Origin of the sequence: Noviherbaspirillum sp., assembly GCF_036563305.1 — a bacterium.
Classification (GTDB): Bacteria; Pseudomonadota; Gammaproteobacteria; order Burkholderiales; family Burkholderiaceae_D; genus Noviherbaspirillum.
This window is the reverse complement of sequence record NZ_DATCMQ010000007.1, coordinates 14,235-40,083: the sequence shown is the minus strand read 5'-3', so window position 1 is coordinate 40,083 and position 25,849 is coordinate 14,235. Positions and strand designations below refer to the sequence as shown.

The following is a 25,849-nucleotide window of genomic DNA, read 5'->3' as shown; positions in this document are numbered from 1 at the left end:
CAGGCGGAACCCGCTCGGGCCGATGCCCGCCGCTTTCTCTGGAATTGCGGAAGGAAGAGGCTTCCGCTCGCTGACTTCGGGCTGGCGGTCAGGCCCGTGGTGGTGGTGTGTGTCCTGGCAGGACGACGGAACGGCCGCAGGCCATCGGCGCGGTATCGCCGCCGGCACGCCGCGCGACCTCGCTGGCCGGCAGATCGAACGGGAGGTAATCGGACAGCTCCTCCGTCGAGGCGGATACTTCCTTGCTCCCCCGCTGGTCGGCGCCGTCGTCGGCCGCGACAGCCTCCTCAAGGACGTGCGCGGCGTGGGCCTGGCCCGCCAGCAGGCTGTCATGGCCAAGCGCCGGCACGGCACCCTGCAACGCAAGAATCGCCAGCAACAGGGATAGGAGAAGTGATTTCATATCCTGGGGTACATGCGGGAGCGAAGCGCTCCGGTCGGGAACCGCCGTCGCGCTGCAGCGCGCCGATGATGTCGGTCCATGGACAAGCGACGGGAATTCGCGCCATCCAACCCGGATAGAGTGTTATTCGAAGCGAAAGTTGCGGCGGGCGGATGCGGCGGCGCCGGACGCCGGGAAAGCAAACCGGCCGCGGGCGGGCCGTTGCAGGATTGGCAAATGTTCCGGGCGAGTCGGGCATGCCGCCCCGCCTTCGGCCCGCCGGTCAGACCTGCATGTTCATGATGTCGTGATAGGCGCTCACGAGCTTGTTGCGAACCTGCACGGTGGCCTGGAAGGCGATGCTCGCCTTTTGCGAATTGATCATCACATCCGACAGGTTGACGCTGTCATCGCCCGAGACGAAACGCTTGGCAAGCGCGTCCGCATTCTGCTGGGCGCTGTTGACCTGGTCGAGCGAGGCCTTCAGCGCGCTGGCAAAGTCCACCCGCTGCGCCGGCACATCGTCCTGCTGCACGCCCCTGACGGTATTCTCGGGACGGGTCGCGGCCGCGCGCAGCTGCGCTATCATCGACTCGATCCTGCTGCTATCGATCCCACCAGTTTTCATTCCTGCCTCGCACGTCCTGTCCGTCGCCATGCACGGACCCGTTTTCAGTAGCGCTAAGTTATCACCACGGAAGGCACGTTTTTTGCCGGATTAGGGGCGTGATTCATGCTCTTTTCGTTCGATTGAATTTACAGGAGAGGCACAAAATGCCAGCCTAAGAAAAGTCCCTCGAAACCCTGCATGCGTATGCAAACGAACAATATCAATCTGGTCAGCGGCGGCAAGCCGGGAGCGCAGCGATGACGCCAGCGGCGGAAGGCGCGGTCGCGGTCCCGTCGGGCATCGTCGGCTTCGCGCAGACGCCGGGCGGCAGGAATTTCTTCCTGATGCTGGGCGTCGCGGCCGTGCTCGCGGTGATGTCCGGCGTCTGGATGTGGAGCCAGACCCCCGACTATCGCGTGCTGTTCTCGAATTTCTCGGACCGGGACGGCGGCGCCATCGTCGCCTCGCTGCAGCAGCTGAATGTCCCCTATAAGTTCGCGGAAGGCGGCGGCGCCATCCTGGTCCCGGCGGACAAGGTGCACGACGCGCGCCTGAAACTGGCCGCGCAGGGCCTGCCGAAGGGCGGCAGCGTCGGCTTCGAGCTGATGGAAAACCAGAAGCTGGGCGTGTCCCAGTTCCTCGAACAGGTCAATTTCCAGCGCGCGCTCGAGGGCGAGCTGGCGCGCTCCATCCAGTCGGTGGCGGCGGTGCAGGCCGCGCGCGTGCACCTGGCGCTGCCGAAGGCGTCGGTGTTCGTGCGCGACCAGCAGAAGCCGACCGCCTCGGTGCTGCTCAATCTCCATCCCGGACGCGCGCTCGACGCGCAGCAGGTCAGCGCGATCGTGCACCTGGTCGCGAGCAGCGTGCCCGACCTCCCGACCAAGAACGTCACCCTGGTGGACCAGAACGGCAACCTGTTGTCGGAGAACGGCAAGCAGGCGGGCGCGAACGGACTCGACCCGACACAGCTCAAGTATGTGCAGGAACTGCAGCAGAGCATCGTCAAGCGCATCGAATCGATCCTGACCCCGATCGTCGGCGCCGCCAACGTGCGGGCCGAGGCAACCGCGGACGTGGACTTCTCCCACAGCGAACAAGCCGCGGAAACCTACAAGCCGAACGGCACGCCCAGCAACGCGACCATCCGCAGCCAGCAGACCAGCGAAAGCACCAACGGCGGCGCGGCCGCCGCCGGCGGGGTGCCGGGTGCGCTGAGCAACCAGCCGCAGCCGAATGCGACGGCGCCGATCAATCCGCCGGCCGCCGCCGCCCCCGGTGCACAGCCCGGCCAGCAGGCCGCCCCTGCGGCACCGACCCAGCGCGACATGACGGTCAACTACGAGGTCGACAAGACGGTGCGCTACGTGCAGCAGCCGATGGGCGGCGTCAAGCGGCTGTCGGTCGCGGTGGTGGTCAACTACCGGAAGGAAGTGGCGAAGGACGGCAAGGTCAGCATGAAGCCGCTGTCGGAAGCCGAGAAGACCCAGATCACCGACCTCGTGAAGGAGGCGATGGGCTACAGCAAGGATCGCGGCGACACCCTCAACGTGGTCAACAGCCCGTTCGCCCGCGCCGAGGCGGAAGTGCTGCCGGAAGTGCCGCTCTGGAAGCAGCCCGAGATGATCGAGCTCGGCATCACCGGCGCCAAGTACCTGCTCGGCATCGGCGTCCTCGCCTACCTCTTCTTCGGCGTGCTGCGGCCGCTGTTCCGGCGCATCGCCGCCACCTTCGGGCCGCCGCCGGCGCCGGAGGTGGAACACGAAGAGGAAGACGCGATCGTGCAGATCGAGCACGAGCCGGAACCGATGGGCACCAAGCCGCGCAGTTACCAGGACAACCTGGAAGCGGCCAAGCAACTGGCAAGGACCGATCCGAAGATGGTCGCCAACGTAGTCAAGTCATGGGTAGGAACAAATGAGTGAGGACGGCATTCTGAAGGGAGCGATCCTGATGCTCGCTTTGGGTGAGGAGGAAGCGGCGGAGGTGATGAAGTACCTCGGCCCGCGCGAAGTGCAGAAGCTGGGCGCCGCCATGTCCACGATGAAGGCGGTCGCGAGCGAGCAGCTGGAGTCGGTGCTCAACGAATTCCGCAGCGAGACCGAGCAGAACACCTCGTTCGGCCTCGATTCCGACGAATACATCCGCAGCGTGCTGACCAAGGCGCTGGGCGAGGACAAGGCGTCTTCCCTGCTCAACCGCATCCTCGGCACGCGCGACGCCAGCGGCATCGAAAGCCTGAAGTGGATGGACGCGCAGTCGGTCGCGGACCTGATCCGCAACGAGCATCCGCAGATCATCGCCACCATCCTGGTGCACCTGGAACGCTACCAGGCGAGCGAGGTCCTGACCTATTTCACGGAGCGGCTGCGCAACGACGTGGTGTTGCGCATCGCGACGCTTGACGGCGTGCAGCCCACCGCGCTGCGCGAGCTGAACGAGGTGCTGACCAAGCTCCTGACCGGCAACGAGAACCTGAAGAAGAAGTCGATCGGCGGGGTGCGCACGGCGGCGGAGATACTTAACTTCCTGGGCGGCGACACCGAGACCTCGGTGATGGACAACCTGAAGAACTACGACAGCGACCTGGCGCAGAAGATCATGGACGAGATGTTCGTCTTCGACAACATCATCGACATCGATGACCGCGGCATCCAGGTCCTGCTGCGCGAGGTGCAGTCGGAATCCCTGATCGTCGCGCTCAAGGGCGCCAGCCCCGAGCTGCGCGAGAAGATTTTCAAGAACATGTCGCAGCGCGCCGCCGAGATGATGCGGGAAGACCTGGAGTCGAAAGGCCCGGTCCGCCTGTCCGAAGTCGAGGCCCAGCAGAAGGAAATCCTGCAGATCGTGCGCCGCCTGGCCGACGAAGGCCAGATCATCCTTGGCGCCAAGGGCGACGACGCCTTCGTCTGACCACTGAATACCCATGAGCTCTCCCGTCATCCCGAAGGAACACCTGTCCGCCTACCAGCGCTGGGAAATGGCGTCGTTCGGCGAGGACCGGCCGACCATTACCCAGAGCCCGGCCGCGCTCGAGCAGGCGGCACGCAAGGCGGCGGAAGACGCCGCCCGGCTGCGCGAGGAAGCGCAGCGCGAGGGCTATGCGGAAGGACACGCGCAGGGACACGCCGCCGGCATGCAGGCCGGCATGGACGAAGGACGGGCCATTGCCGCCCGCGAGGCTGCGCAGTTGCGGATGGTGGCGGACGCTTTTGCGGGCGAAACGATGCGTGCCGGCGAAACCGTCGCGCACGACATGCTTGCCCTTGCGCTCGACCTCGCCAAGGCGATGCTCAAGACAGCCCTCAAGGCGAAACCGGAGCTCGTACTGCCGGTCGTGACCGAGGCGATCCGCTACCTGCCGGTGGTGCAGCAGCCGGCACAGCTGGTGCTGCATCCCGACGACGCCGCCGTCGTGCGCGGCCATATCGGGGACGAGCTTGCGGTGGGCGGATGGCGCATCGTGGAGGACCATGGCATGGAGCGCGGCGGATGCCGCGTCGATACGGCGAGCAATCAGATTGATGCGTCACCGCAGGTGCGGTGGCAGCGGATTGCGGAGGCGTTGGGGAAGCAAGGCGAATGGCTGGAATGAGGGGCGTGGCATGTGTCCGCGTTGCGTCAAACAGAGCCGTGACTTTATTCTTCCCGCTCTTCGGTGCTTCAGTGCGTTCGCTACGCCGTGCTACCGCCGGGACTGGCCCCGGCCACTTCCCACGGAGTGACAGCGGCCCTGCGGCACCGAAGAGAAGCGCGACCGGACGGCCAAGAACAACAGCATGACCACACCCCAACACACCACCCGCTGGCAATCCTACCTCCGCGACTGCGCATCCCTGGTATCGATCCCGGAACCGATGCTGGTCTCCGGCCGCGTCACGCGCGTCGCCGGCCTGGTGATGGAGGCGGTCGGGCTGCGGCTCGCGGTCGGCAGCGCCTGCACCATCCCGCTGCCGAGCGGCGCCCGGATCGAAGCGGAAGTGGTCGGATTCGAGAATGACAAGCTGTTCCTGATGCCGCAGAGCGACGTGGAAGGCGTGGTGCCCGGCACCCGCGTGTTCCCGGTGGAGGTGGTGCAAAGCCTGCCCCGCCCCGGCACCGTCAACCATCCGCGCCGCCGCCCGAGCGACCGCGGCCGCCACCTGCCGGTCGGCGACGAACTGCTGGGCCGGGTGCTGGACGGCGCCGGCCGTCCGCTGGACAGCCTCGGTCCGCTGAATGCGGCCCATGCGGCGCCGCTGACGGTGCGCGCCGCCAACCCGCTGACACGCGCGCCGATCACCGACGTGCTGGATGTCGGCGTGCGCGCGATCAACAGCATGCTGACCGTCGGACGCGGACAGCGCATGGGCCTGTTCGCCGGCTCTGGCGTCGGCAAGAGCGTGCTGCTCGGGATGATGGCGCGCTACACCAGCGCCGACGTCATCGTGGTCGGGCTGATCGGCGAGCGGGGGCGCGAGGTGAAGGAGTTCATCGAGCAGATCCTCGGGACCGTGGGCCTGGCGCGCTCGGTGGTCGTGGCCGCCCCGGCCGACACGCCGCCGCTGATGCGCCTGCAAGGCGCCGCCTACACGCATACCATCGCCGAGTACTTCCGCGACCAGGGCAAGAGCGTGCTGCTGATCATGGATTCGCTGACCCGCTATGCGATGGCGCAGCGGGAAATTGCGCTCGCCATCGGCGAGCCGCCGGCGACCAAGGGCTATCCGCCCTCGGTCTTCGCGAAACTGCCCAGCCTGGTCGAACGCGCCGGCAACGGCAACAAGGGCGGCGGCTCGATCACGGCGTTCTATACGGTCCTGACCGAAGGCGACGATCAGCAGGATCCGATCGCCGACTCGGCGCGCGCCATCCTGGACGGTCATATCGTGCTCAACCGCAGCCTGGCCGAGGCCGGCCACTATCCGGCGATCGATGTCGAACAGTCAATCAGCCGCGCCATGCACAACATCACCTCGGGCGAGCACCAGAAGCAGATGCGGCACCTGAAGCAGCTGTATTCCCGCTTCCAGCGCAACCGCGATCTGATCAGCGTCGGCGCCTACAGCGCCGGCTCCGATCCGGTGCTCGACCAGGCCATCGCCCTGCATCCGAAGATCGAGGCGTTCCTCCAGCAGGACATCGACGAACGGGCCGGCATTGCCGAGAGCTTGGGGCAACTTGCCTCGCTATTCAACGGATAGGCCGCAAGACCCGCTGCCTATAATGCAGCATGGCCAAGAGTTCCGCCCTCGACATCCTTATCGATCTGGCAAGTACGCAAAGCGACGAAGCCGCCAAGCGGCTCGGCGTGGCGGTTCGCGCCTGCGAGGATACCGAACAGAAGCTGGCGATGCTGCTGCAGTACCGCGACGACTACGAGGCGCGCTTCCGCGCAGGCGTCGCCAACGGCATCAGCATGGCCGGCTACCGCAATTTCCAGCAGTTCCTCGAAAAGCTGGACGCGGCGATCGCCGGCCAGCAGCGCATCGTCGACACGGCCAAACGCCGCATCGACGCGGAACGTGGCAACTGGCAGTCCTGCGAGCGCCAGCGCCTGTCCTACGGGACGCTCGCGACGCGCGCGCAGCAGGTCGAGCAGCGCAAGGAAAACAAGCGCGACCAGAAAATGATGGATGAATACGCCACGCGGCTGGCGAACTACAAACGGTAGAGACGACGATGCAGACACCCCAAGTGAGCAATCCGGCCAATGCGCTGGCAGGTGCCAGGCAGCCGGGCAAGCAGACCCAGGCCGAGAACGGCACGGAAGCCTTCGGCCAGGCCCTGTCGCGCGAAGTCGCCGGTCGCCGCAACGACGGCAGCAGCAACGGCGAGCCGGCGCGCGCAGCCGCGGACGCGGCGGCCAACCGCCAGCCTGCCGCCGCCCGCAACAAGCCTGCCGAAGCCAAGCCGGCAAAGGGCAAGGCCGAGGAAGGCAGCGAGCACGGCGAGGATGCCGTGGTCCCGGCCGATGCGCAGGCGCAGTTCTCGACCGACATGCTGGCCCTGGTCGCCGCGATCAACAGCATTACCGCGCCCGCAGTGACCGACACGGCGAAGCCGGCGACCGAGGCCGCCGACACTGCCCTTGGTCTTGCCGGCGACGCAGGGGGCGGCACTGCCGCGCAGGCTGCCTTCGCCGCGCTGCAGGCAGCGGCCGGCGAGACCCGCGGCAAGCCGGACCAGGTCGCGGCGACAAACACCGGTGACGACGCGGTGGCATTCGATCCGGCTGCCGCCGGCAGGGAAACCGCCGCGGCACTCGCCACCGCGACCGGCGAGAGCGCCGGCGCCACCGAAGCTGCGCCGGAGTTCCTCGCCGCGCTCCAGGAATCCGCAGCCGCCATCAACGCCGCCCCGGCCATGCCGCAGCTGGCGGTACAGGCCGCCCAGCACGCCAGCCACGCCGCCGCCGACAAGCTGACCCCGGCGGTCGGCACGGCCGCCTGGGACCAGGCGCTGGGCCAGAAGGTGGTGTGGATGGTGGCGGGCGAACAGCAATCTGCATCGCTCACCCTCAATCCTCCTGATCTCGGGCCGTTACAGGTAGTACTGAACGTGTCGAATTCACACGCCAGCGCGACCTTCACCGCGGCGCAGCCCGAAGTCCGGCAGGCGCTGGAAGCGGCGCTGCCGAAGCTGCGCGAGATGCTGGGCGAGGCCGGCATCCAGCTCGGCCAGGCCAGCGTCAACAGCGGCCATCCGCAGCAGCCGGGAGACAACGGCCAGCAGGCGGCGCAGTCGCGCGGCACGGGCGGCAATGGCGCCGGCTTCGGCGACGGTGCGGGCGACACTGCGCAAGCGCGCGTGTCCCACGTGCAGCCCGCCTCCTCCGGCACCGGGCTGGTCGATACCTTCGCCTGAACCCCGCCTGCGGGACGCCGCCGGGCAAGCAGCGATCAGGGGCGGCTTCCGCCTTCTTTTCGCTGCATGCCGGCCGTGGGTTTTTCCCGATAATCAGCAGCATAGGAATCTGTCGCACGACAGAGGACAGAGGATAGAAGATGGCAACTGCCCCCAAAGCAAACGCGAAAGTCGTACCGATCGATGAAGCCGCCGGCGCGGCGCCCAAGAAGTCGAAGAAGAAGCAGATGATGCTGGCCGTGCTGGCCGTGCTGCTGCTCGGCGGCGGCGGCGCGGGTGCCGCGTGGTTCTTCATGAACAAGGGCGAGCACGCGGAAGCCGTCGCCGAGGTCAAGCACGAACCCGGCAAGCCGCCGGTCTTTATCGCGATGGAACCCTTTACCGTCAACCTGCAGCCGGAGAACGGCGAGCAATACCTGCAGGTGGCGGTGACCGTGCAGGTCGCCGACGAAACGCAGACGGAACAGATCAAGGTTTATACCCCGCTGGTGCGCAGCCGGATCCTGATGCTGCTCGCAGCCAAGAAGCCGTCGGAGCTCGCCACCACCGAAGGCAAGGAAAAGCTGGCCGGCGAGATCGCCGAGCAGATCAGGAAGCCGTTCTCGCCCAAAGCCAGGCCGCAGGACGTTTCGGCGGTGTTCTTCACTTCCTTCGTGATCCAGTAAGCCATGGCCGACAATTTCCTGTCACAGGAAGAAGTCGATGCCCTGCTCAAGGGCGTCACCGGCGACCAGGACGAGGCCGCCGCGCCGGAGGACGAGTCCGGCATACGCCCGTACAACCTGGCGACCCAGGAGCGGATCGTCCGCGGCCGCATGCCGACGCTCGAGATCATCAACGAGCGTTTTGCCCGGCTGCTGCGAATCGGCCTGTTCAACTTCCTGCACCGCAGCGCCGAAGTCTCGATCGGGCCGGTGCGCGTCCACAAGTACAGCGAGTTCATCCGCAACCTGGTGGTGCCGACCAACCTGAACCTGGTGCACATGAAGCCGCTGCGCGGGACGGCGCTGATGGTGTTCGATCCCAACCTGGTATTCCTGCTGGTCGACAACCTGTTCGGCGGCGACGGCCGTTTCCATACCCGGGTCGAGGGCCGCGACTTCACCCAGACCGAGCAGCGGATCATCCAGCGCATCCTCGGCATCGTGTTCGAGACCTACGCCAAGTCGTGGGAGCCGGTGTACCCGGTCGAGTTCGAGTACGTGCGCTCGGAGATGAACACCCAGTTCGCCAACATCGCCACGCCAAACGAAGTGGTGGTGGCGACCACCTTCACGATCGAGCTCGGCCCGGTCAGCGGCGAGATGCACTTCTGCACGCCCTACTCGATGATCGAGCCGATCCGCGACATCCTGACCAGCAGCCTGCAGGGCGAGACGCTGGAGATGGACAAGCGCTGGGTGCGCCTGATGACGCAGCAGATCCAGACCGCGGAAGTGCAGATCGTCGCCGACTTCGGCCACGCGACCCTGACACTGGGCGACATCCTCAACATGAAGGCCGGCGACGTGATCCCGATCAACGTGCCGGAAATGGTGTCGGCCAAGGTCGACGGCGTGCCCGTGATGGACTGCACTTACGGCAAGTTCAACGGGCAATACGCGCTGCGCGTGCAACAACTGCTCACGCACAGCAGCAATGAATTTACAGGAGAAGACCATGGCTGACGAAAACGGCGGCATCACCGAAGACGACTGGGGCGCGGCGATCGCCGAACAGGCGCAGGCCGAACAGGCCGCCCTGACCAACAAGCAGGCGTCCGCGCAGGTGTTCCAGGAGTTCTCGGGCGCCGGGGTCAAGACCGGCACCCACAATGACATCGACTTCATCCTGGACATTCCGGTGCAGCTGACGGTCGAGCTCGGCCGCACCAAGATCGCGATCAAGAACCTGCTCCAGCTTGCGCAGGGCTCGGTGGTGGAGCTCGACGGCCTGGCCGGCGAACCGATGGACGTGCTGGTGAACGGCTGCCTGATCGCCCAGGGCGAGGTGGTGGTGGTGAACGACAAGTTCGGCATCCGGCTGACCGACATCATCACGCCGTCGGAACGCATCCGCAAGCTCAACAAGTGATGCGCCTGCTCCTCCCTTCCCTGGTCGCCATGCTGCTGTCGGCGCCCGCGCTCGCCGCCGATGCGCCGGCCTCGGCCGCCCCGGCAGTCGGCGCCGGAAGCCTCGCGCAGGTCCTGCTCTGGCTGCTGGTGGTGCTCGGGCTGCTGGCGGGAACCGCATGGCTGATGAAGCGCATGGGCGTGGCCGGCGCGGGCGCCGGCAACGTCGCCAGGGTGGTCGGCGGCGTGAGCGTCGGCAACCGTGAAAAAGTGCTGGTGGTGGAAGTCGCCGACCAGTGGATCGTCGTCGGCGTCGCCCCCGGCCGGGTAAGCGCGCTGTCGACCATGCCGCGCCAGGAGATCGCCGTCCAGCCCTCGCCGGCCACGGTGCAGCAACCGAACTTCGCCGCCTGGCTGAAGCAGACCATGGACAAGCGCAACGGCCGCTAGGGCCGGCGCGTCCCCCTTGCAGTGAATGCAGTGAACAGACTCCTACGCTATCTTCCGCTGGCCGCCCTGCTCTGCGCGCCGGCGCTTTCCTGGGCGCAGGCCGGCCTGCCGGCGTTGACCAGCACGCCCGGCCCGGGCGGCAGCCAGACCTACACCCTCAGCCTGCAGACGCTGGTCCTGCTCACCGCGCTGACCCTGCTGCCGGCGGCGCTGCTGATGATGACCAGCTTCACGCGGATCATCATCGTGCTGTCGCTGCTGCGCCAGGCGCTTGGCACCCAGACCGCGCCGCCGAACCAGGTACTGGTCGGCCTGGCGCTGTTCCTGACCCTGTTCGTGATGGGACCGGTACTGGACCGGGTATACACCGAAGCCTACCAGCCGCTCTCTGAAAACAAGATCACGATGAACCAGGCACTGGAACGCGGCGTCGCGCCGCTGAAAAGCTTCATGATCAAGCAGACCCGGCAGTCCGACCTGGCGCTCTACGTCAAGCTGTCCAACACACCGGCCCTCAACGGCCCGGAAGACGTGCCGCTGCGCGTGCTCGTGCCGGCCTTCATCACCAGCGAGCTGAAGACCGCCTTCCAGATCAGTTTCGCGATCTTCATCCCGTTCCTGATCATCGACATGGTGGTCGCCAGCATCCTGATGTCGATGGGCATGATGATGATGTCGCCGGCAATCGTGTCCCTGCCGTTCAAGCTGATGCTGTTCGTCCTGGTCGACGGCTGGCAACTGCTGGTCGGCTCGCTTGCGCAAAGCTTCTACTGAGGAACCGCAATGACCCCTGAAAGCGTAATCACGATGGGACGCCACGCGATGGAAGTGACGCTGATGGTCGCCGCGCCGATGCTGCTCGTCGCGCTGGCCGTCGGCCTGATCATCAGCATCTTCCAGGCCGCGACGCAGATCAACGAAACCACGTTGTCGTTCATTCCGAAGCTGGTGGCGATCTTCGTGACGATGATCATCGCCGGCCCGTGGATGCTGACCGTCATGCTCGACTACATGCGGCAGATGTTCACCAGCATCCCGTCGATGGTCGGCTAGCTGCACCCTGGCGGCGCCGGCCGCCCTTCCCTCCGATGATTTCCATCAGCAGCACCGAACTCTACACCTGGATCGCCGCCTTCCTCTGGCCCCTGACCCGGATCCTCGGCCTGATCGCCACTGCGCCGTTGTTCGGCAACCTGGCCGTCCCCATGCGCGTCAAGCTCGGCCTCGGCATCATGCTGACGCTGGTGATCGCGCCCGCGGTCCCGGCGATGCCCGCAGCGGATCCGATGTCCTTCGCCGGTCTGCTGATCCTGTTGCAGCAACTGGTGATCGGCCTGTCGATGGGGTTCGCGATGCGCATCGTGCTGGCCGCGGTGGAGATGGCCGGCGAAGTGGCCGGCCTGACCATGGGCTTCGGCTTCGCCACCTTCTTCGACCCGCAGACCCGGGCCCGCAGTTCGGCACTGGCGCAGTTCCTGGCGCTGCTGGCGCTGATGATTTTCCTGGCGCTGAACGTGCACCTGATGCTGATCGCGACGCTGGCGGAAAGCTTCGTGACGCTTCCGGTGTCGGCCCAGCCGATGGGCGGCGGCGGCTTCCGGCAGGTGGCGGTATGGGGCGGCCTCATCTTCAGTTCCGGCGTGCAGCTGGCGCTGCCGATCATCGCCGCCCTGCTGCTGACCAATATCGCACTCGGCATCCTGACGCGCGCCGCGCCGCAGCTCAACCTGTTCGGCATCGGCTTTCCGGTCACGCTCGGTGCCGGCTTCATCGTGCTGATGCTGTCGCTGCCCTACCTGGCGACGCCCCTGGAGCGGCTGTTCGAGCAGGGCAACAACTTCATCCGGCAGACGCTGGCGGTGCCGGCGCAGCGCTGAGACCGGGCGGGCAGGTCATTTCACCTGTTTCGGCGCAGGCAGCGCATGCGCTAAGCGTGGCAGTCACGGGACGAAAAAATCCGATGCGGACGAACGGGAACGGCCGATGGCGCCCGCGCTGCAGCAGCGGCGCAATGGAGGTGTTTCACACAAGGCCGGAGACACCACGCGGCGATGTGGTCCGGACCCGCGCCGGCCGGGCGGCGCGCCGGGACGCTCAAGCTCAGGACATGTAGTTGAACAGGCTCATGCCGGAGGTCTTGACGAATGCCTGCTGCGCGGCGTCGAGCATGATCTTCTGCTTGCTCAGGTCGGTGATCGCCTTGGTGTAGTCCAGTTCGGTCAGCTCCTGCAGCGATTTCGCATACAGCGTATCGCGCTCGTCGCCCTGCTCGTCGAGCGCCTCCAGTTCGCGCAGGCGCGAGCCGACGCTGGCGCGCGTGGTCAGCACGTTGTCCAGGGCATTGCCGAGATTATTGATTGCCGTGTTGAGGTTGTTGCTGAGGCGGGCCTTGCCGGTCGCGTCGCCGGCCGACTGGCCGAGTGCTTCGACCAGGCCGGCCAGCGTATTGAACAGGCTCTGGTTCTTGCTGGGCTGCACGTCGAAGGTATCGGTCACGGCGGGCGTGCCGGTGATGCTGACCTTGTATTCGCCGACGGTGATCGCATCGCCGGCAACGAAGGGCTGCGGCGCGCTGGTGGTCGAGGCCGTTAGGTCGTGCACCACGTAGGTGGTCGGCGTATCGAACTCGATCCGGTAGCTGTGGTGGGTGATCGCCGCGGTGGCGGTGCCGTTGACGATCACGCCGCTGCCGGCGTTGTCGCCGCGGGCGATGGTGGTGACGACGCCGGTGCCGGTCTTGATCTTTTCGAAGATCGCGCTGCCGCTGTCGTTGATTTCCAGCTTGCGCGAAGGCCCGACCTGGATCAGGCGCTGGCCCTGGTCGCCTTCGTAGGTGGCGCCGCCCGGGACCTTGAGGAAGGGCACTTCAGACACCCGGTAGCCGCCGAACACGTAGTTGCCTTCGGCATCCCTGGTATTGGCCAGGCCGAACAGGTCTTCCAGACGGCCCTTGAGTTCGGTCGCCAGGTACTTGCGCTGCTCGTCGTCGAGGGAGCCATTGCCGGCGTTGACTGCGGTGGTCTGTGCATCCTGGATCAGCTTCGTCACGCTCTGCAGCACATGCTCCTCGAGGTTCAGCGCATTCTTTGCCGCGGTCCTGTTGGTGGCGAACTGGGCGTTGATCGACTGCGCCTGGCTCAGTTCGAGCGCCTGCGCGGCGGAGATCGGGTCGTCGGAGGGCGTCAGAACGCGCTTGCCCAGCGAGATCTGCTCCTGCAGCTTGGCCAGGCGCGACTGGAGATCGCCGATGCGGCCGGCGCCGGTTTCGAAGAGAGTGTTGGTGCTGATACGCATGCTCATGTCCGTTTCCCGTTCGGGTGTGATCCTCAGCCGCCCATCGTCAGCAGCATGTCGAACAGCTGGCTGGCGGTCTGCATCAGTCTTGCCGCGGCCTGGTAGGCCTGCTGGTAGCGCATCAGGTCGGCGGCCTCCTCGTCGAGGTTGACGCCGGATTCGGCCTGCATCGCGGTCTCCGCCTGCGCCAGGTACTTGGTCTCGGCGGCGTTGGTGACTTCCAGCTCGCGCGCCTTGTTGCCGACCGAGCTGACCAGCTGCGAATACGCGCCCTGGTAGGTCGCGCTGCCGTTGAGCATGGTCTTCGTGGTCTGGAGGGCGCCGAGGGCCACCGCGTTGCGGTTGTCGCCGCTGCCGGCCACGTTCTGGTTGAGCTCGAACTTGTCGCCGTTCTGCGGGGTGCCCGTCATCGTGAAGCTGATGCCGCCGAAGCTGAAGGTATCGCCCGGCTTGTAGGGCACGTCGGTGAGGTTTGTGACGTTGTCGATCACGGTATCCGGCGTACCGTCCGCATGCTTGATGGTGATCGTGCTGTTGTCCGGGAAGCCACGCAGGTTGTTGCTGTTGAACGTGAGCGTGCCGTAGGGCCGGTCGATGGTATGCGCGCCGGGCGTGGTCGGGATGCCGCTCAGGGCCACGCCGCCGACGGTCACGCGATAGTTGGTGTCGTACGGCACGCTGTCCGTGCCCGGCGGATAGACGGTGGTGGTGGTGCCGTCGAAGACGGAGATCGGCTGGTCGGCCGGGAAACCGGACAAGGCGCCCGGCGCCGGGACGGCGGCGAAGTTCAGCGTCAGCGGCGAACCCTGCATCAGCAGGGATGACGTCACCGTTACCGGCGACATCGTGGCGTTGCCGGCATTGGTGGTCGGCACCTTGCCGGTGACGGCGGCCGAGGCGGCGATCTGCTCCGTGTTGGTGACGGCGACGCCAAAGTGCGACGCGCCATTGCGCGTCGGACGGATCAGGAACCGGTCGCCGGCGGTGGTCGGCGGGTCGGCCGCCTCGATGGTCACGCCCTTGATGGCGGCGGTCGCCACGGCAAAGCTGCCGGTGGTCTTCACGCCGGTGGTCAGGTTGGTGACGGTGAAGCTGCCGCCGCCGTTATCCTGCAGCTGGTAGTCGTCGATCGTCAGCGCGGACGGATCGGTGATGTTGATCTCGAACTTGGCTGCCGGCGCCTTGAAGTTGTTCCTGTGCGCCTCCGCCTCCACCTGCGGCTGCTTGAAGAAGTTGCCGGCCGCCGCGCCGGTCTGGTCGATGCCGAGCTTGTGCTGCGCGTTGAAGGTTGCGGCCAGACCGATCGCCACGCGGCCGAGCGCGTTGATCGCCGGGTCGAGGGACTTGGCGCGGAACTCGATCAGCCCGCCGAGCTTGCCGCCGGCAATGGAGCTTTCCGCGAGCTCGTTCAACTTCCCGTTCATCATGTAGCCGACGCCGAGACGGGACGGATCGTTGGCGGACGCCACTGCAGCGAGGTCGTAGACATTGGTGCCCACCACGAGCGGCTGGCCGTTGCCGATGAAGATGTTGTAGCTGTTGCCCTGCTTGACGATCGAGGTCTTGATTTCCTTGCTCAGCTCGCTGATCGCGTAGTCGCGCTGGTCGAGCAGGTCGTTGGACGCCTTGCCGTCGCCGCTGCCCTGCGCCTTTTCGATGGCGTCGTTGAGCTTGGCGATCTGCTCGGCATAGGTGTTGATGGTCTGGACGCTGGTCTCGATCTGGCCGTTGACGCCGTCCGCCACTTCCCGCATCTGGCCGTCCAGCGCCTGGAAGCGCGCCGCCAGCGTCTGGGCGGTCGAGAGCACGCCCTGGCGTGCCTCCGCGGTGTCCGGATGCGAGGCGAGGCTCCCCACGTTCTTGAAGAATTCCTGCAGCGCCGGCGACAGGCCGCCGGCCGAATCCGCGAGCTGGTTGTTGATGCGGTTGAGCTGCGTGTAGTACGCCTGGATCTGGCTCTGCGTCGATTGCGCGCTGCGCACGTTCCCGGCCAGCAGTTCGTTGTACACCCGGCGCACATCCGCGACCTGGGTGCCCTTGCCGACAAAACCGCCGCCCATGTTCTGGGAACCCGCCGATGCCTGGACCACGACCTGGCGCGAATACCCGGGCGTGGCCGCATTGGCGATATTGTGGCCGGCCGTCGCGAGGCCGGCTTGCGCCGCGGCCAGCGCGCTCTTGCCGATGCCGAGGATTGAGCTCATAGGTCCTTCGTCCAGAAATCGATATCTTGTTGATCGGCAGCGCGCTCCAAAACTTGAGGAAAAGGCGTCAAGTTTTGCGCTTTATTGTCAGGCAGACAAGGAACGGGTGATGATCCGCGTCAGTTTCGCCGCGTACTGCGGGTCGGTCGCGTAACCGGCCTTCTGCAGGCCCTGGGCGAACCCGACGGCGTCCTGCGCGTTCGCAATCACGTTCTCGTAGCGCGGATTGTTCTTCAGCAGCCTGGCGTAGTCGCGAAAGGCATCGGCATAGGAGTCGTAGGCGCGGAACTTCTCGACACGGGTTTGCGGCACGCCGTTCACGTACTCGGTGGTGGTGGCCTCCACGACCCGGCCCTTCCAGCCGCCGGTGGCCTTGATGCCGAACAGGTTGTTGCTGCGTGTGCCGTCGGCGCCGACGATCTCGCGCTTGCCCCAGCCGCTTTCCAGCGCCGCCTGTCCCAGCATGAACTTGGCGGGGATGCCGGTGACGCGGCTGGCCTCCTCCGCGTGCGCGGCCAGCTTGTCCTGGAATGCGCGCACATGGGCGGGCTGCGACGCGCTGCCCTTCCCGGGTTCGGCCGGCACGGGCGCGACGGCGGCAGCACCCTGGCGCGGCAGTTCGAAGCCCTGCACCGGCGGCTGTTCGCCCACGCTTCTCGCCCCGTGCATTCCCTGCATTCCCTGCTGTCCGACGGTGTTCGACAGCTGGCGCATCAGCACCTCGGCCAGGCCGATGCCCCTGCTGGCCATGTTCTGGCTCAGCTGCTGGTCCAGCATCGAGGTGTACATCTTGCTCTGCTGGCTGTCGAACATGCCTTCCTGCGGCGTCGCCTCGCGCATGCTCTTGAGCATCATGTTCATGAACAGCGCCTCGAACTGCTGGGCGGTCGCCTTCAGCGCTTCCGGCGCGTTCTCGCGCGCGGCGCGGCGCAGGTTGCCGACTTCCTTGACGTCGAGGGCGAAGCCGCCCGCGGGATGATTGTTGACCGGCGCCGTCATGTCAGATGATTTCCAGTTCCGCCCGCAGCGATCCCGCCGCCTTCATCGCCTGCAGGATGGCCAGCAGGTCCTGCGGCGTGGCGCCGATCGCGTTGAGCGCCTTGACCACATCGGCCAGCGAAGTGCCGCCCTTCAGCAGCAGTACCTGCCCGGGCTCCTTCTTGATGTCGATCTGCGACGTCGAGGTGACGACGGTCTGGCCGCCCGACAGCGGCGCAGGCTGGGAGATCACCGGCTCGGTATTGATCACCACCGACAGATTGCCGTGCGAGACCGCGCAACTGTCCAGGGTCACCGCCTGGTTCATCACCACCGAGCCGGTCCGCGCATTGAGGATCACCTTGGCATTGGTCTGCGCCGGCGTCACCGTCAGGCTTTCCAGCATGCCCAGGAAGGCCACGCGCTGGTCGCTTTCCTCCGGCGCGCGCACCCGGATCACGCGCCCGTCCTGGGCGGCGGCGGTCTGCGGGCCGAAGCGGCTGTTGATGGCAGCGACCACCCGGCTGGCCGTCGAGAAATCGGTGTCGTTCAGTTCAAGGAAAATCGCCTCGCCGTTGCCCAGCGTGGTGGGAACGGCGCGCTCGACCGTGGCGCCGGCCGAGATGCGGCCGACGCTCAGGTGGTTGACCTGGGCCTTGCTGCCGCTGGCGGAGGCGCCGACGCCGCCGACCAGTACATTGCCCTGCGCGATGCCGTAGATCTGGCCGTCCGCGCCTTTCAGCGGCGTCATCAGCAGCGTGCCGCCGCGCAGGCTCTTGGCGTTGCCCATCGACGAGACGGTGACGTCCAGCGTCTGGCCGGGCTGGGCAAAGGCGGGCAGCGAGGTGGTCACCACCACGGCGGCGACGTTCTTGAGCTGCAGGTTGGTGCTCGGCGGCAGGTTCACGCCGAGGTTCTGCAGCATGCTGACCACGCTCTGCACGGTGAACGGCGTCTGCGTGGTCTGGTCGCCGCTGCCGTCCAGGCCGACCACCAGCCCGTAGCCGATCAGCTGGTTCTGGCGCACGCCCTGGATGCTGGCAAGGTCCTTCAGGCGTTCGGCATGGCCGGCGCCGGCGGCAAGCAGCGCGCATGCGCCGAGGGCGGCGGCTGCCAGGCGGCGGACGGAACGGGATTGGAAGGTTTGGTTGGTGCGCTGGTTCATGCGGTCAGAGCGGCAGGATGCTGAGGAAGAAACGGGTCAGCTGCGACATCATCTCGGCCTTGTCGATGCGACTGTTGGTGCGGTATTCGACGCGGGCGTCCGCGACCTGGGTGGACGCGACGACATTGCCCCCGAGGATGGTGTCCGGGTTGACGACGCCCGAGAAGCGCACGTACTCGACGCCCTTGTCGAGCGCCACCTGCTTCTCGCCGCTCACCAGCAGGTTGCCGTTGGGGAGGACTTCCATCACGGTGACCGCGATGGTCCCGCTGAAGGTATTGCTGGACGAGCTGCTGCCCTTGTCCTCGAACTTGTTCGCGCTTTCCACGTCCAGGCCGAGCTTGGCCGCGGTCGCCGCCGGAATGCCGAACAGCCTGTTCGCGCCGAACTCGACGTCGCTGCTCTTGCTGGTCGCATTGGCGGCCGACTTGCCGGCGCTGGTGCGCTCGCTGATCGCGATGGTCAGCATGTCGCCCACCCTGCGCGCGCGGCGGTCCTCGAACATCGGCCGGTAGCCGGCGTTGAAGATGGCACCGTTGGCCGTCGGCGCCGCTGCCGGCATCGGCTGGCGCGTGGTCGGCTGCTGGACGATGGTGTCCGGCACGGTCGAGCAGCCTGCCAGCAGCAATGCCGCCAGGGGAAGCTGGCGTGCGTGGACGATAAAGCGTTTGATCATCATGCCCGTCGTTGTCGATTACATCTGCGTCAGGCGCTGCAGCATCTGGTCGGAGGTGGTGATCGCCTTGCTGTTGACTTCGTATGCGCGCTGCGTCTGGATCATGTTGACCAGTTCCTCCACCACGTTCACGTTGGAGGTCTCGACATAGGCCTGCACCAGCAGGCCGGAGCCGTTGGTGCCGGGCGTCGTCGTGTTCGGCGTGCCCGATGCGGCGGTCTCGACGAACAGGTTCTCGCCCTTGGCTTCGAGGCCGGCCGGATTGATGAAGGTGGCCAGCTGGATGTTGCCGATCTGGGTCGGCGCCGCGGTGCCGGCCTGGGTCACGGACACGGTGCCGTCGCGCGCCACGCTCAGGCTGTGGGAATCGGCGGGGATGGTGATCGCCGGCTGCACCACGAAGCCGCTGGCGGTCACCAGCTGGCCCTGGCTGTCGGTCTGGAACGAGCCGTCGCGGGTATAGGCGGTGGTGCCGTCCGGCAGCAGCACCTGGAAGAAACCGGGACCCTGGATCGCGACGTCTTTCTCGTTGCCGGTCTGCTGCAGGTTGCCCTGGGTGAAGATCTTCTCGGTCGCCACCGGGCGCACGCCGGTGCCGATCTGCAGGCCCGAAGGCAGCTGCGTCTGCTGCGAGGACTGGGCGCCGGGCTGGCGCATGGTCTGGTACAGCAGGTCCTCGAACACGGCGCGCGAACGCTTGAACCCGGCGGTGCTGACGTTGGCCAGATTGTTGGAAATGACGTCCATCTGCGTCTGCTGCGCATCGAGGCCGGTCTTGGAAATCCAGAGGGATCGAATCATGTTGTTCTCCGCGTCGCCGGCGCACTGCCGGCATCGTCATTGTGCGTCGCTTATCAGGCTGTCAAAGAGAGGATCTGCGAGGCTTTCGCCTCATTGCTCTCGGCGTTCTTCAGTACGCTCATGTGCATTTCGAACTGGCGCGCGAGGTCGATCATGTCGACCATCGCATCGACCACGTTGACGTTGCTGCCCTCTACCGCGCCGGCGACCAGCCTGACATTGGCGTCGGCCGGCGCATCGCCACCCTCGCGCAGGCGGAACAGGCCGTCGTCCCCGCGCACCAGGTCGGCTTCCGGCGGGTTGACCAGCTTGATGCGGCCGAGCACATTGGGCGCGCCCGGCTTGAACCCGGTCTCCATCGCGGTGACGGTGCCGTCGCCGCCGATCGTGACCGTCACATCCGGCGGAATGGCGATCGGCCCGCCGTCGCCGAGCACCGCCTTGCCGCCCTGCGTCTGCAGCAGGCCGTTCTCGTTGGTCTCCAGGCTGCCGTTGCGGGTGTACGCCTCGGTGCCATCCTCCATCTGCACCGCGATCCAGCCGCTGCCCTGCACCGCGACATCGAGGTCGCGCCCGGTCTGCTGGATGGCGCCGGGGCGGAAATCGGTGCCGACGGTGGAGTCCACCACGAAGGCGCGGGTGGGCAGCGGCGCTCCCTGCACCGGCACCGCGCGGAAGCTGTCGATCTGGGCGCGGAAGCCGGACGTGTTGACGTTGGCAAGGTTGTGCGAGGTGTTCGCCTGCTTTTCCAGGATGTGCTTCGCCCCGGTCATCGCGGTGTAGATCAGTCGGTCCATCGTATTCTCCGAAGGCGCGGGCCGCGGCCCGTGCCAGGGTGTATTTGAGACGCGTAGCGAGCAGTCCCGGATTTGCACCGAGCACCGCGCGCGTACGATCGGTACGGCGGGCACCGCAGGCGCAAACCCGGGCCGCGCGGCAGCTTGTCAGGCATCAGCGCAGGTTCACCAGCGTCTGCAGCACCTGGTCCTGCGTCTTGATGGTCTGCGCATTCGCCTGGTACACCCGCTGCGCGGTGATCATGTTCACCAGTTCCGCCGTGAGGTCGACATTGGAATCCTCGACCGCGTTGGACTGCAGCACGCCGAGACCCGCCGAGTTCGGCGGACCGACCAGTGCCGGACCAGAGACCGACGACTCCGCCCACTCGTTGTTGCCCAGCGGTTGCAGGCCGTTCGGGTTGGTGAAATTGGCCAGCACCACCTGGCCGAGGGTCGCTGCCTCGCCGTTGGTGTAGCGGCCGGTGATCACGCCGTCGGCGCCGATGTTGAAGCCCGACAGGCGCCCGGCGGTGTAGCCGTCCTGGTTCAGCTTGTTGACGCCGAAGGCGGAGCCGAACTGGGTCGAGTTGGTGAAATCCAGGCGCAGGTCGAAGGCCGGATCGGCGTTGTTCTCGACCGGTTTCCCGGTGGCGGCCTCCAGCGCCGCGGCCAGGTTGTTGAGGTTGATCGGCGTCAGGGCGTCGCCCTGCATCGCGAGGGACGTGCTGCCTTCGATGATCTTGCCGTCCGGGTCGAACTGGATGTGGCCGAGCGTGGCGGCCGGGGGCATCGGGACGCCCGGCGGCAGCGTGATGCCGTCCATCGAGCCGAACACTTCCCAGCGTCCCGGCGTGGTGGTGTTGACGTAATAGAGCTGCAGCACGTGCTCGTTGCCGAGGCTGTCGTACACCGACACCGAGCTGGAATTGGTGTACGTGGTTGCATCGGTGACGTCGAAATTCGCCGGATCGAGCTGCGGCTTGCGGGAATCGAGGTTGACCTGGACGTTGACGTTCTCGGTGGTCTTCGGCGGCAGGTCGTCGGTGCGGATGTTGATTTCGGTCGGCGCGCCGGTCGAGAGGACACCCGCGGCGTTGGCCGCATAGCCGGTCAGGCGCGAGCCGCTGTTGTTGACGATGTAGCCCATGTTGTCGAGCTGGAACTGGCCGTTGCGGGTATAGGTGATCGCGCCGTTGTTGCTCATCCTGAAAAAGCCGCCGCCGTTGATCGCCACGTCCAGCGGGTTGTTGGACGCGGTGATGTTCCCCTGCGTGAACTGCTGGACGATGCCCGCCACCTTGGTACCGATGCCGACCTGCGAGCCGCTGGCGCCGGTCAGCGAATTCGCGAACACGTCGGCGAACTGGGTCTGCGACGTCTTGAAGCCGACGGTGTTCGCATTGGCGACGTTATTGCCGATCGTCTCCAGGTTCTTGGACGCTGCGTTCAGTCCGCTCAGTCCCTGTTGAAAGCTCATGGTGTTCTCCTGGTCAGGATGTGTTCGATGGATTAGTAGATCTGGCGGATCTCGGAGAAAGCGACCGTGCCGAGCCCCGGCAGCATCACCTTCACGCCCTGCGCATTGCTGGTCACGCTGGCCACTTCGCCGTAGGACAGCGATGTCGACTTCACCACGCCGTCGCCGCGCGTGGCCTTGATTTCAAATTTGTAGACCCCGTCCGGCGCCTTGGTGCCGGTATCGGTCTTGCCGTCCCAGGTCAGGGGCACCGTGCCCGCGTCCAGCTTGCCGGTATCGAAGGAGCGCACCGGGACACCGGCAGCGTTGGTGACGGTGACGCGCACGTTGTCGACGGCTTCCGGCAGCTCGACGCCGAACACCGACTGGCTCTCGTACAGGCTGAGGGTCGAGCCTGGCACCAGCACGCCGTGGCCGATCATGTCGGTGGCCTGCAGCGCCTGGCTGGTCTGGTAGCTGGCCTGCAGCGCCTGCAGCGTGCTGTTGAGCTTGTCGATGCCGGTCACGGTCGACAGCTGCGCCATCTGGCTGGTCACCTGCGCGTTGTCGAGCGGATTGAGCGGATCCTGGTTGCGCATCTGCGTCACCAGCAGCGTCATGAAGCGGTCTTGCGCCTCCTGGGTGCTGGCGGCCGTGGACTTGGTCCCGTTCATCGCCGCCAGCAGGTCGGACGGCACCCTGTTCGTGTTCTGCACTGTCGTTGCCATTCAATTCTCCTTTACTGGCCGAGCGTGAGCGTTTTCAGCAGCATGGTCTTTGCTGCATTCATGGTCTCGACATTGGTCTGGTAGGAACGCGAGGCGGAGATCATGTTGACCATCTCCTCCACCACGTTCACGTTCGGCATCGCGACGTTGCCGTACTCGTCGGCCTGCGGATGCTTGGGGTCGTACACGGTCTTCAGCGGCGACGGGTCTTCCACCACCTGGGCGACGCGCACGCCGGCGGCGGCCGGGTTGGCGGTCGGGACGACCTGGAACACCACCTGCTTGGCGCGATAGGTCTTGCCATCGGCGCTGGTGGTGCTGTCCGCGTTGGCGATGTTGGAGGCCACCGTGTTGAGGCGCTGGCCCTGTGCGCTCATGGCGGAGCCGGCAACGTTGAAGATATTGAAGAGCGACATGGCTATTGCCCCTGGATCGCCGTCAGCAGGCTCTTGAGCTGGCCGCTGGCGAAAGTGATGCCGGCTTCGTAGCGCAGCGCGTTGTCGGCGAACTGGTTGCGTTCGGCATCCATGTCGACGGTGTTGCCGTCGACATTGCCCTGCTGGTTGGTCCGGTACAGGAGGGTCGCGCCGCTCGCCGTGACGCCGGCCGCGGTACCGCCGAGATGCGCGGGAGACGTCTTCGTCAGCGCGCCGGCCGGCGACGGCGCGGCCGCTGCGCCCCCCATCGCCTGTTTCAGCGCGGTGCCGAAGTCCACGTCGCGCGCCTTATAATTCGGCGTGTCCGCATTGGCGATATTCGACGCCAGCACCTGCTGCCGCTCCGCCCGCAGCCTGAGCGCGGTCTGGTGGAACCGCAGCGCCTCGTCCAGTTTTCCTATCATGTCGACCTCCCGGCATTGCCACTTCAGCATCGGCCGTGCAGCGCACGGAAAACCGATGATGGATTGATATAGACTGGATGTTACGGACGCGAAAGTCACACCGATCGGACGAGAAGACTTGGAAAGTCTCTGCTGTTCACCCTTTTGAATCGCCGGCGGCTCGTCAACAATGACGCTCAGATTTCGCCCCTTTCCCACCGATGAGAAACCGCCCCCAAGGATTGCTTGTCCTCCTGTGCCTGGCCTCCGCCGGCGCGCTGGCGCAGCCTGTCGCACAGCCGCCCCGGCAGGAGCCGTCGGTGCTGCGCCAGGGCGCCGAGCAGTTCCTGCGGGTGCAGGCTGCCGGACTTCCCGGCGAAGTGCAGATCACCGTCGGCCAGATCGACGCCCGGACCTCGCTTCCGGCCTGCGCCTCTCCGGAGTATTTCCTTCCCAACGGCGCCCGCGCCTGGGGCAAGACGACGGTAGGCGTGCGCTGCACGGTGCCCTCGCCCTGGACGATCTATGTATCCGCGGTGGTGCAGGTACAGGGCGACTACGTGGTGACCGCGCTGCCGGTCGCCCAGGGACAGGCACTCGGACCGAACGACGTGGCCAGGGTGCGCGGCGACCTTTCCGCCCTCCCCGCCGGCATCGTCACCGACCCGTCGCAGGCCGTGGGCCGCACCGTCACCATGTCGCTGCAGGCGGGCACGCCCTTGCGCAACGATGTGCTGCGCAGCATCCAGGCGGTGCAACAGGGACAGACCGTCAGGATCGTGACCGCCGGACCGGGCTTCAAGGTGTCGGCCGAAGCGCGTGCCCTGAACAATGCGGCCGAGGGCCAGGTGGCCCAGGCGCGCACGGCGTCCGGACAGGTGGTCAGCGGCGTCGCGCGGGCAGGTGGGGTGGTCGAAGTCACGTATTGATCAAGCCACGGCGATTTTTTCGGTTCAGGTGCTAAAGTTTCGGCTGGTGCCGTCGATAAGTACATTGAGAAGTAATGAAAGACTGCTAACCAGCGAAGGACACCCCAGTGAAGATCGAAGACGCATTGAAAAAGACCGCGGGCATCGGCGTCGCAACGACGCCGGCGCGCGGCAAGGGCGCCGACAAGGCGGCGGGCGTTGGCCAGGCGGCGACGGAAACCGACAGCGTCAAGCTGTCCGCGACCGGACAGGCCCTGGCGCAGGCCGGCACCGGCGGCGTGTTCGACAGCCAGAAGGTGGAAGAGATCAAGGCAGCGATCGCCAAGGGCGAATTCAAGGTCGATCCGGAAAAGGTGGCCAATGGATTGCTCGACACGGTCAGCGACCTGATCAAGGCCAACAAGAAGGGTTAATTTTCATGCAACAAACCGGTAACGTCCCCATGCTGCAGTTCGGCGAGGAAATCAACGCAGGCAAGGCGCTGCTCGCATTGCTGCAGCAGGAGCAAGACTGCCTGGTCGCCGCCGACCTCGATGCGCTGGGTGCGCTTGCCGAAGAAAAGACGCGCCTGCTCGCCCGCCTGGGCGAACTGGCGCAGGCGCGCCAGCGCGCGCTGGCCGCCGCCGGCCTCGAGGACAGCGAAGCCGGCATGCAGGCCTGCCTGAAGGCCGCGCCCGCCGCCGTACGCGCCGAGTGGGACGCGCTGATGGACATCGCCCGCGACGGCAAGGAACTGAACCGGGTCAACGGCCTGCTGATCGGCCAGCACATGGCCCGCAACAATGCGGCGCTGAATGCCCTCCAGGGCGGCGATGCGCCTGCCGGACAGCTCTACGGACCGGATGGCCAGTCGGCATCGTCCGGCGGATCGCGTCGGCTGGTCGTCGGCTGAGCGTCGCGCCGCCGATATTCCCGCATCAATACCAGGCAATACCAGGGACCTTCCCTTCGTCCGCCGCAGGTTGCCGGATCGATCCGCTGCGTCCCGATTCCCCCGTCCTGCTGCTGGGCCTGCCAATACCGGCGACGCCGATCGCCCACCCGACCGGTCGATCCGCCGGTGTCGGCACGCTTGCAATCAGTGTCGCCAGCGCATCAGGCCTGGCCGGCGCTTCTGGCCGCGGCCAGCGCATGCTGCAGGTAGGTCGCCAGCTTCTTCGAAGCGATGTCGTGCACACTCCGCAGCTTGATGTGCCGGCGCCCCTTGCCGGCGCCTTCCAGAAACCCATCGCGGTCCAGGATGGCGGCGCCGTGGCTGAACTCCACGGACACATGCTCCCTGTAGGCGAACACGCCGCCGAACTGCAGCCCGGATGAGAACAGGATCCCGCCGTACTTGACTTCCTCGGTGAGTGGAGAGACCGTGCATCGGGCGAGGCTTCTTACCGCCTCGACAATCTGGAACTGGTGTTCGCCGAGCAGGCGAATGTCTTCGAGCAGGGCTTCGACGGACTTGGCCATGGTGATGTTTCTTCCGGTAGGTGCGGCGGCCTGGCGCCGGGCGCGATGGATCGCTGCCGCCAGATTAACACGCGGAGCGGCGCGGGTCCGGGCGGCCGCAAGGCCGGGGGCCGCGGCATCCGTAGTGGAGAGACTGCGCGTTCCGTAAGCAGGCGAGCCCGGCGGCGGCAAGGAACACGCCGGAACCTTCGGCGGCAACGAAGCCGGCCCCGGCGGAGGCCG

The 25,849-nt window shown here is 66.3% G+C and carries 30 protein-coding genes; 16 read left to right on the top strand and 14 right to left on the bottom strand.

Features of this window, described 5'->3' with window-relative positions; translation table 11 throughout:
* Nucleotides 1–88: 88 nt before the first annotated feature.
* Together VIM12_RS05140 and fliE are read right to left on the bottom strand one after the other, a co-directional pair.
* Entirely contained in the window at nt 89–403 is a 315-nt protein-coding gene (locus VIM12_RS05140; RefSeq protein ID WP_331940543.1) for a hypothetical protein, read from the bottom strand.
* Between the two features lie 262 nt (nt 404–665).
* Nucleotides 666–1,010: a flagellar hook-basal body complex protein FliE gene (gene fliE, locus VIM12_RS05135; protein WP_331940542.1), complete on the bottom strand. Its 345-nt coding sequence runs from the start codon at nt 1,008–1,010 to the stop codon at nt 666–668.
* Nucleotides 1,011–1,249: 239 nt separating this feature from the next.
* On the opposite strand from fliE, the gene fliF reads away from it, so the two are divergent.
* The 13 genes from fliF (at nt 1,250) to fliR (ending at nt 12,213) form a co-directional block, all read left to right on the top strand.
* Nucleotides 1,250–2,914, top strand: a complete 1,665-nt coding sequence (gene fliF / locus VIM12_RS05130; protein WP_331940541.1) for a flagellar basal-body MS-ring/collar protein FliF — start codon at nt 1,250–1,252, stop codon at nt 2,912–2,914.
* Nucleotides 2,907–3,902, top strand: a complete 996-nt coding sequence (gene fliG, locus VIM12_RS05125; protein WP_331940540.1) for a flagellar motor switch protein FliG — start codon at nt 2,907–2,909, stop codon at nt 3,900–3,902. The genes fliF and fliG overlap by 8 nt, the downstream gene beginning before the upstream one ends.
* A gap of 13 nt (nt 3,903–3,915) precedes the next feature.
* The gene (locus VIM12_RS05120) at nt 3,916–4,584 is read left to right on the top strand and encodes a FliH/SctL family protein (RefSeq protein ID WP_331940539.1); all 669 of its coding nucleotides are present in this window, start codon (nt 3,916–3,918) and stop codon (nt 4,582–4,584) included.
* A gap of 184 nt (nt 4,585–4,768) precedes the next feature.
* A complete protein-coding gene (gene fliI / locus VIM12_RS05115; protein WP_331940538.1) occupies nt 4,769–6,172 on the top strand; it encodes a flagellar protein export ATPase FliI in 1,404 nt (467 codons plus the stop codon).
* A gap of 29 nt (nt 6,173–6,201) precedes the next feature.
* Nucleotides 6,202–6,642: a flagellar export protein FliJ gene (gene fliJ, locus VIM12_RS05110; protein WP_331940537.1), complete on the top strand. Its 441-nt coding sequence runs from the start codon at nt 6,202–6,204 to the stop codon at nt 6,640–6,642.
* Between the two features lie 8 nt (nt 6,643–6,650).
* The gene (locus VIM12_RS05105; protein ID WP_331940536.1) at nt 6,651–7,835 is read left to right on the top strand and encodes a flagellar hook-length control protein FliK; all 1,185 of its coding nucleotides are present in this window, start codon (nt 6,651–6,653) and stop codon (nt 7,833–7,835) included.
* 140 nt (nt 7,836–7,975) lie between these two features.
* Nucleotides 7,976–8,500: a flagellar basal body-associated protein FliL gene (fliL, locus tag VIM12_RS05100; RefSeq protein WP_331940535.1), complete on the top strand. Its 525-nt coding sequence runs from the start codon at nt 7,976–7,978 to the stop codon at nt 8,498–8,500.
* A gap of 3 nt (nt 8,501–8,503) precedes the next feature.
* Entirely contained in the window at nt 8,504–9,502 is a 999-nt protein-coding gene (fliM, locus tag VIM12_RS05095) for a flagellar motor switch protein FliM (protein WP_331940534.1), read from the top strand.
* The gene (gene fliN, locus VIM12_RS05090; RefSeq protein ID WP_331940533.1) at nt 9,495–9,908 is read left to right on the top strand and encodes a flagellar motor switch protein FliN; all 414 of its coding nucleotides are present in this window, start codon (nt 9,495–9,497) and stop codon (nt 9,906–9,908) included. Before fliM ends, fliN begins: the two co-directional genes overlap by 8 nt.
* Complete coding sequence (gene fliO, locus VIM12_RS05085) at nt 9,908–10,336, top strand: flagellar biosynthetic protein FliO (RefSeq protein WP_331940532.1); 429 nt, start codon at nt 9,908–9,910, stop codon at nt 10,334–10,336. The genes fliN and fliO overlap by 1 nt, the downstream gene beginning before the upstream one ends.
* Nucleotides 10,337–10,366: 30 nt before the next feature.
* Nucleotides 10,367–11,110 carry a flagellar type III secretion system pore protein FliP gene (gene fliP, locus VIM12_RS05080; RefSeq protein WP_414691752.1) on the top strand — a complete coding sequence of 248 codons (744 nt, stop codon included), beginning with the start codon at nt 10,367–10,369 and terminating at the stop codon, nt 11,108–11,110.
* 9 nt (nt 11,111–11,119) lie between these two features.
* On the top strand, nt 11,120–11,389 hold the full coding sequence (fliQ, locus tag VIM12_RS05075) for a flagellar biosynthesis protein FliQ (protein ID WP_331940531.1): 270 nt from the start codon (nt 11,120–11,122) through the stop codon (nt 11,387–11,389).
* Between the two features lie 35 nt (nt 11,390–11,424).
* The gene (fliR, locus tag VIM12_RS05070) at nt 11,425–12,213 is read left to right on the top strand and encodes a flagellar biosynthetic protein FliR (protein WP_331940530.1); all 789 of its coding nucleotides are present in this window, start codon (nt 11,425–11,427) and stop codon (nt 12,211–12,213) included.
* A 223-nt stretch (nt 12,214–12,436) separates the two neighbouring features.
* Here fliR and flgL read toward each other — a convergent pair whose 3' ends face one another.
* From flgL to flgB, 11 genes are all read right to left on the bottom strand, one after another.
* Nucleotides 12,437–13,636: a flagellar hook-associated protein FlgL gene (gene flgL / locus VIM12_RS05065; RefSeq protein ID WP_331940529.1), complete on the bottom strand. Its 1,200-nt coding sequence runs from the start codon at nt 13,634–13,636 to the stop codon at nt 12,437–12,439.
* Nucleotides 13,637–13,662: 26 nt separating this feature from the next.
* Nucleotides 13,663–15,834, bottom strand: a complete 2,172-nt coding sequence (gene flgK, locus VIM12_RS05060; RefSeq protein ID WP_331940528.1) for a flagellar hook-associated protein FlgK — start codon at nt 15,832–15,834, stop codon at nt 13,663–13,665.
* 87 nt (nt 15,835–15,921) lie between these two features.
* Nucleotides 15,922–16,833: a flagellar assembly peptidoglycan hydrolase FlgJ gene (gene flgJ, locus VIM12_RS05055; protein WP_331940527.1), complete on the bottom strand. Its 912-nt coding sequence runs from the start codon at nt 16,831–16,833 to the stop codon at nt 15,922–15,924.
* A 1-nt stretch (nt 16,834) separates the two neighbouring features.
* A complete protein-coding gene (locus VIM12_RS05050; protein ID WP_331940526.1) occupies nt 16,835–17,977 on the bottom strand; it encodes a flagellar basal body P-ring protein FlgI in 1,143 nt (380 codons plus the stop codon).
* Nucleotides 17,978–17,981: 4 nt separating this feature from the next.
* Complete coding sequence (locus VIM12_RS05045) at nt 17,982–18,656, bottom strand: flagellar basal body L-ring protein FlgH (protein ID WP_331940525.1); 675 nt, start codon at nt 18,654–18,656, stop codon at nt 17,982–17,984.
* Nucleotides 18,657–18,671: 15 nt separating this feature from the next.
* Complete coding sequence (gene flgG, locus VIM12_RS05040) at nt 18,672–19,454, bottom strand: flagellar basal-body rod protein FlgG (RefSeq protein WP_331940524.1); 783 nt, start codon at nt 19,452–19,454, stop codon at nt 18,672–18,674.
* Nucleotides 19,455–19,507: 53 nt separating this feature from the next.
* Nucleotides 19,508–20,251 carry a flagellar basal-body rod protein FlgF gene (gene flgF / locus VIM12_RS05035; protein ID WP_331940523.1) on the bottom strand — a complete coding sequence of 248 codons (744 nt, stop codon included), beginning with the start codon at nt 20,249–20,251 and terminating at the stop codon, nt 19,508–19,510.
* A gap of 154 nt (nt 20,252–20,405) precedes the next feature.
* Nucleotides 20,406–21,710, bottom strand: a complete 1,305-nt coding sequence (gene flgE, locus VIM12_RS05030) for a flagellar hook protein FlgE (protein WP_331940522.1) — start codon at nt 21,708–21,710, stop codon at nt 20,406–20,408.
* Nucleotides 21,711–21,742: 32 nt separating this feature from the next.
* Entirely contained in the window at nt 21,743–22,417 is a 675-nt protein-coding gene (locus VIM12_RS05025) for a flagellar hook assembly protein FlgD (RefSeq protein ID WP_331940521.1), read from the bottom strand.
* 11 nt (nt 22,418–22,428) lie between these two features.
* Nucleotides 22,429–22,833: a flagellar basal body rod protein FlgC gene (flgC, locus tag VIM12_RS05020; RefSeq protein ID WP_331940520.1), complete on the bottom strand. Its 405-nt coding sequence runs from the start codon at nt 22,831–22,833 to the stop codon at nt 22,429–22,431.
* A gap of 2 nt (nt 22,834–22,835) precedes the next feature.
* Entirely contained in the window at nt 22,836–23,258 is a 423-nt protein-coding gene (gene flgB / locus VIM12_RS05015; RefSeq protein WP_331940519.1) for a flagellar basal body rod protein FlgB, read from the bottom strand.
* Nucleotides 23,259–23,479: 221 nt separating this feature from the next.
* Between flgB and flgA the strand changes: the two genes are divergently transcribed.
* The 3 genes from flgA (at nt 23,480) to VIM12_RS05000 (ending at nt 25,058) form a co-directional block, all read left to right on the top strand.
* Entirely contained in the window at nt 23,480–24,166 is a 687-nt protein-coding gene (gene flgA / locus VIM12_RS05010) for a flagellar basal body P-ring formation chaperone FlgA (RefSeq protein WP_331940518.1), read from the top strand.
* Between the two features lie 107 nt (nt 24,167–24,273).
* On the top strand, nt 24,274–24,579 hold the full coding sequence (flgM, locus tag VIM12_RS05005; RefSeq protein ID WP_331940517.1) for a flagellar biosynthesis anti-sigma factor FlgM: 306 nt from the start codon (nt 24,274–24,276) through the stop codon (nt 24,577–24,579).
* Between the two features lie 5 nt (nt 24,580–24,584).
* Nucleotides 24,585–25,058 (top strand): flagellar protein FlgN, encoded by a 474-nt coding sequence (locus tag VIM12_RS05000; protein WP_331940516.1) that lies wholly within the window; start codon nt 24,585–24,587, stop codon nt 25,056–25,058.
* Between the two features lie 203 nt (nt 25,059–25,261).
* Here VIM12_RS05000 and VIM12_RS04995 read toward each other — a convergent pair whose 3' ends face one another.
* Nucleotides 25,262–25,627: a DUF1801 domain-containing protein gene (locus VIM12_RS04995; protein WP_331940515.1), complete on the bottom strand. Its 366-nt coding sequence runs from the start codon at nt 25,625–25,627 to the stop codon at nt 25,262–25,264.
* Nucleotides 25,628–25,849: the final 222 nt, after the last annotated feature.

Bases quoted from the DNA above. Each gene is read 5' to 3' on its own strand.
- VIM12_RS04995 (WP_331940515.1), bottom strand. From the start codon at position 25,627: ATGGCCAAGTCCGTCGAAGCCCTGCTCGAAGACATTCGCCTGCTCGGC.
- flgC (WP_331940520.1), bottom strand. From the start codon at position 22,833: ATGTCGCTCTTCAATATCTTCAACGTTGCCGGCTCCGCCATGAGCGCA.
- VIM12_RS05140 (WP_331940543.1), bottom strand. From the start codon at position 403: ATGAAATCACTTCTCCTATCCCTGTTGCTGGCGATTCTTGCGTTGCAG.
- flgE (WP_331940522.1), bottom strand. From the start codon at position 21,710: ATGAGCTTTCAACAGGGACTGAGCGGACTGAACGCAGCGTCCAAGAAC.
- VIM12_RS05120 (WP_331940539.1), top strand. From the start codon at position 3,916: ATGAGCTCTCCCGTCATCCCGAAGGAACACCTGTCCGCCTACCAGCGC.
- fliL (WP_331940535.1), top strand. From the start codon at position 7,976: ATGGCAACTGCCCCCAAAGCAAACGCGAAAGTCGTACCGATCGATGAA.
- fliJ (WP_331940537.1), top strand. From the start codon at position 6,202: ATGGCCAAGAGTTCCGCCCTCGACATCCTTATCGATCTGGCAAGTACG.
- fliQ (WP_331940531.1), top strand. From the start codon at position 11,120: ATGACCCCTGAAAGCGTAATCACGATGGGACGCCACGCGATGGAAGTG.
- flgB (WP_331940519.1), bottom strand. From the start codon at position 23,258: ATGATAGGAAAACTGGACGAGGCGCTGCGGTTCCACCAGACCGCGCTC.
- fliF (WP_331940541.1), top strand. From the start codon at position 1,250: ATGACGCCAGCGGCGGAAGGCGCGGTCGCGGTCCCGTCGGGCATCGTC.
- VIM12_RS05050 (WP_331940526.1), bottom strand. From the start codon at position 17,977: ATGAACCAGCGCACCAACCAAACCTTCCAATCCCGTTCCGTCCGCCGC.
- VIM12_RS05000 (WP_331940516.1), top strand. From the start codon at position 24,585: ATGCAACAAACCGGTAACGTCCCCATGCTGCAGTTCGGCGAGGAAATC.
- flgL (WP_331940529.1), bottom strand. From the start codon at position 13,636: ATGAGCATGCGTATCAGCACCAACACTCTCTTCGAAACCGGCGCCGGC.
- VIM12_RS05025 (WP_331940521.1), bottom strand. From the start codon at position 22,417: ATGGCAACGACAGTGCAGAACACGAACAGGGTGCCGTCCGACCTGCTG.
- fliE (WP_331940542.1), bottom strand. From the start codon at position 1,010: ATGAAAACTGGTGGGATCGATAGCAGCAGGATCGAGTCGATGATAGCG.
- flgF (WP_331940523.1), bottom strand. From the start codon at position 20,251: ATGGACCGACTGATCTACACCGCGATGACCGGGGCGAAGCACATCCTG.
- fliM (WP_331940534.1), top strand. From the start codon at position 8,504: ATGGCCGACAATTTCCTGTCACAGGAAGAAGTCGATGCCCTGCTCAAG.
- flgK (WP_331940528.1), bottom strand. From the start codon at position 15,834: ATGAGCTCAATCCTCGGCATCGGCAAGAGCGCGCTGGCCGCGGCGCAA.
- VIM12_RS05045 (WP_331940525.1), bottom strand. From the start codon at position 18,656: ATGATGATCAAACGCTTTATCGTCCACGCACGCCAGCTTCCCCTGGCG.
- fliI (WP_331940538.1), top strand. From the start codon at position 4,769: ATGACCACACCCCAACACACCACCCGCTGGCAATCCTACCTCCGCGAC.
- fliN (WP_331940533.1), top strand. From the start codon at position 9,495: ATGGCTGACGAAAACGGCGGCATCACCGAAGACGACTGGGGCGCGGCG.
- flgJ (WP_331940527.1), bottom strand. From the start codon at position 16,833: ATGACGGCGCCGGTCAACAATCATCCCGCGGGCGGCTTCGCCCTCGAC.
- fliR (WP_331940530.1), top strand. From the start codon at position 11,425: ATGATTTCCATCAGCAGCACCGAACTCTACACCTGGATCGCCGCCTTC.
- fliO (WP_331940532.1), top strand. From the start codon at position 9,908: ATGCGCCTGCTCCTCCCTTCCCTGGTCGCCATGCTGCTGTCGGCGCCC.
- fliG (WP_331940540.1), top strand. From the start codon at position 2,907: ATGAGTGAGGACGGCATTCTGAAGGGAGCGATCCTGATGCTCGCTTTG.
- flgG (WP_331940524.1), bottom strand. From the start codon at position 19,454: ATGATTCGATCCCTCTGGATTTCCAAGACCGGCCTCGATGCGCAGCAG.
- VIM12_RS05105 (WP_331940536.1), top strand. From the start codon at position 6,651: ATGCAGACACCCCAAGTGAGCAATCCGGCCAATGCGCTGGCAGGTGCC.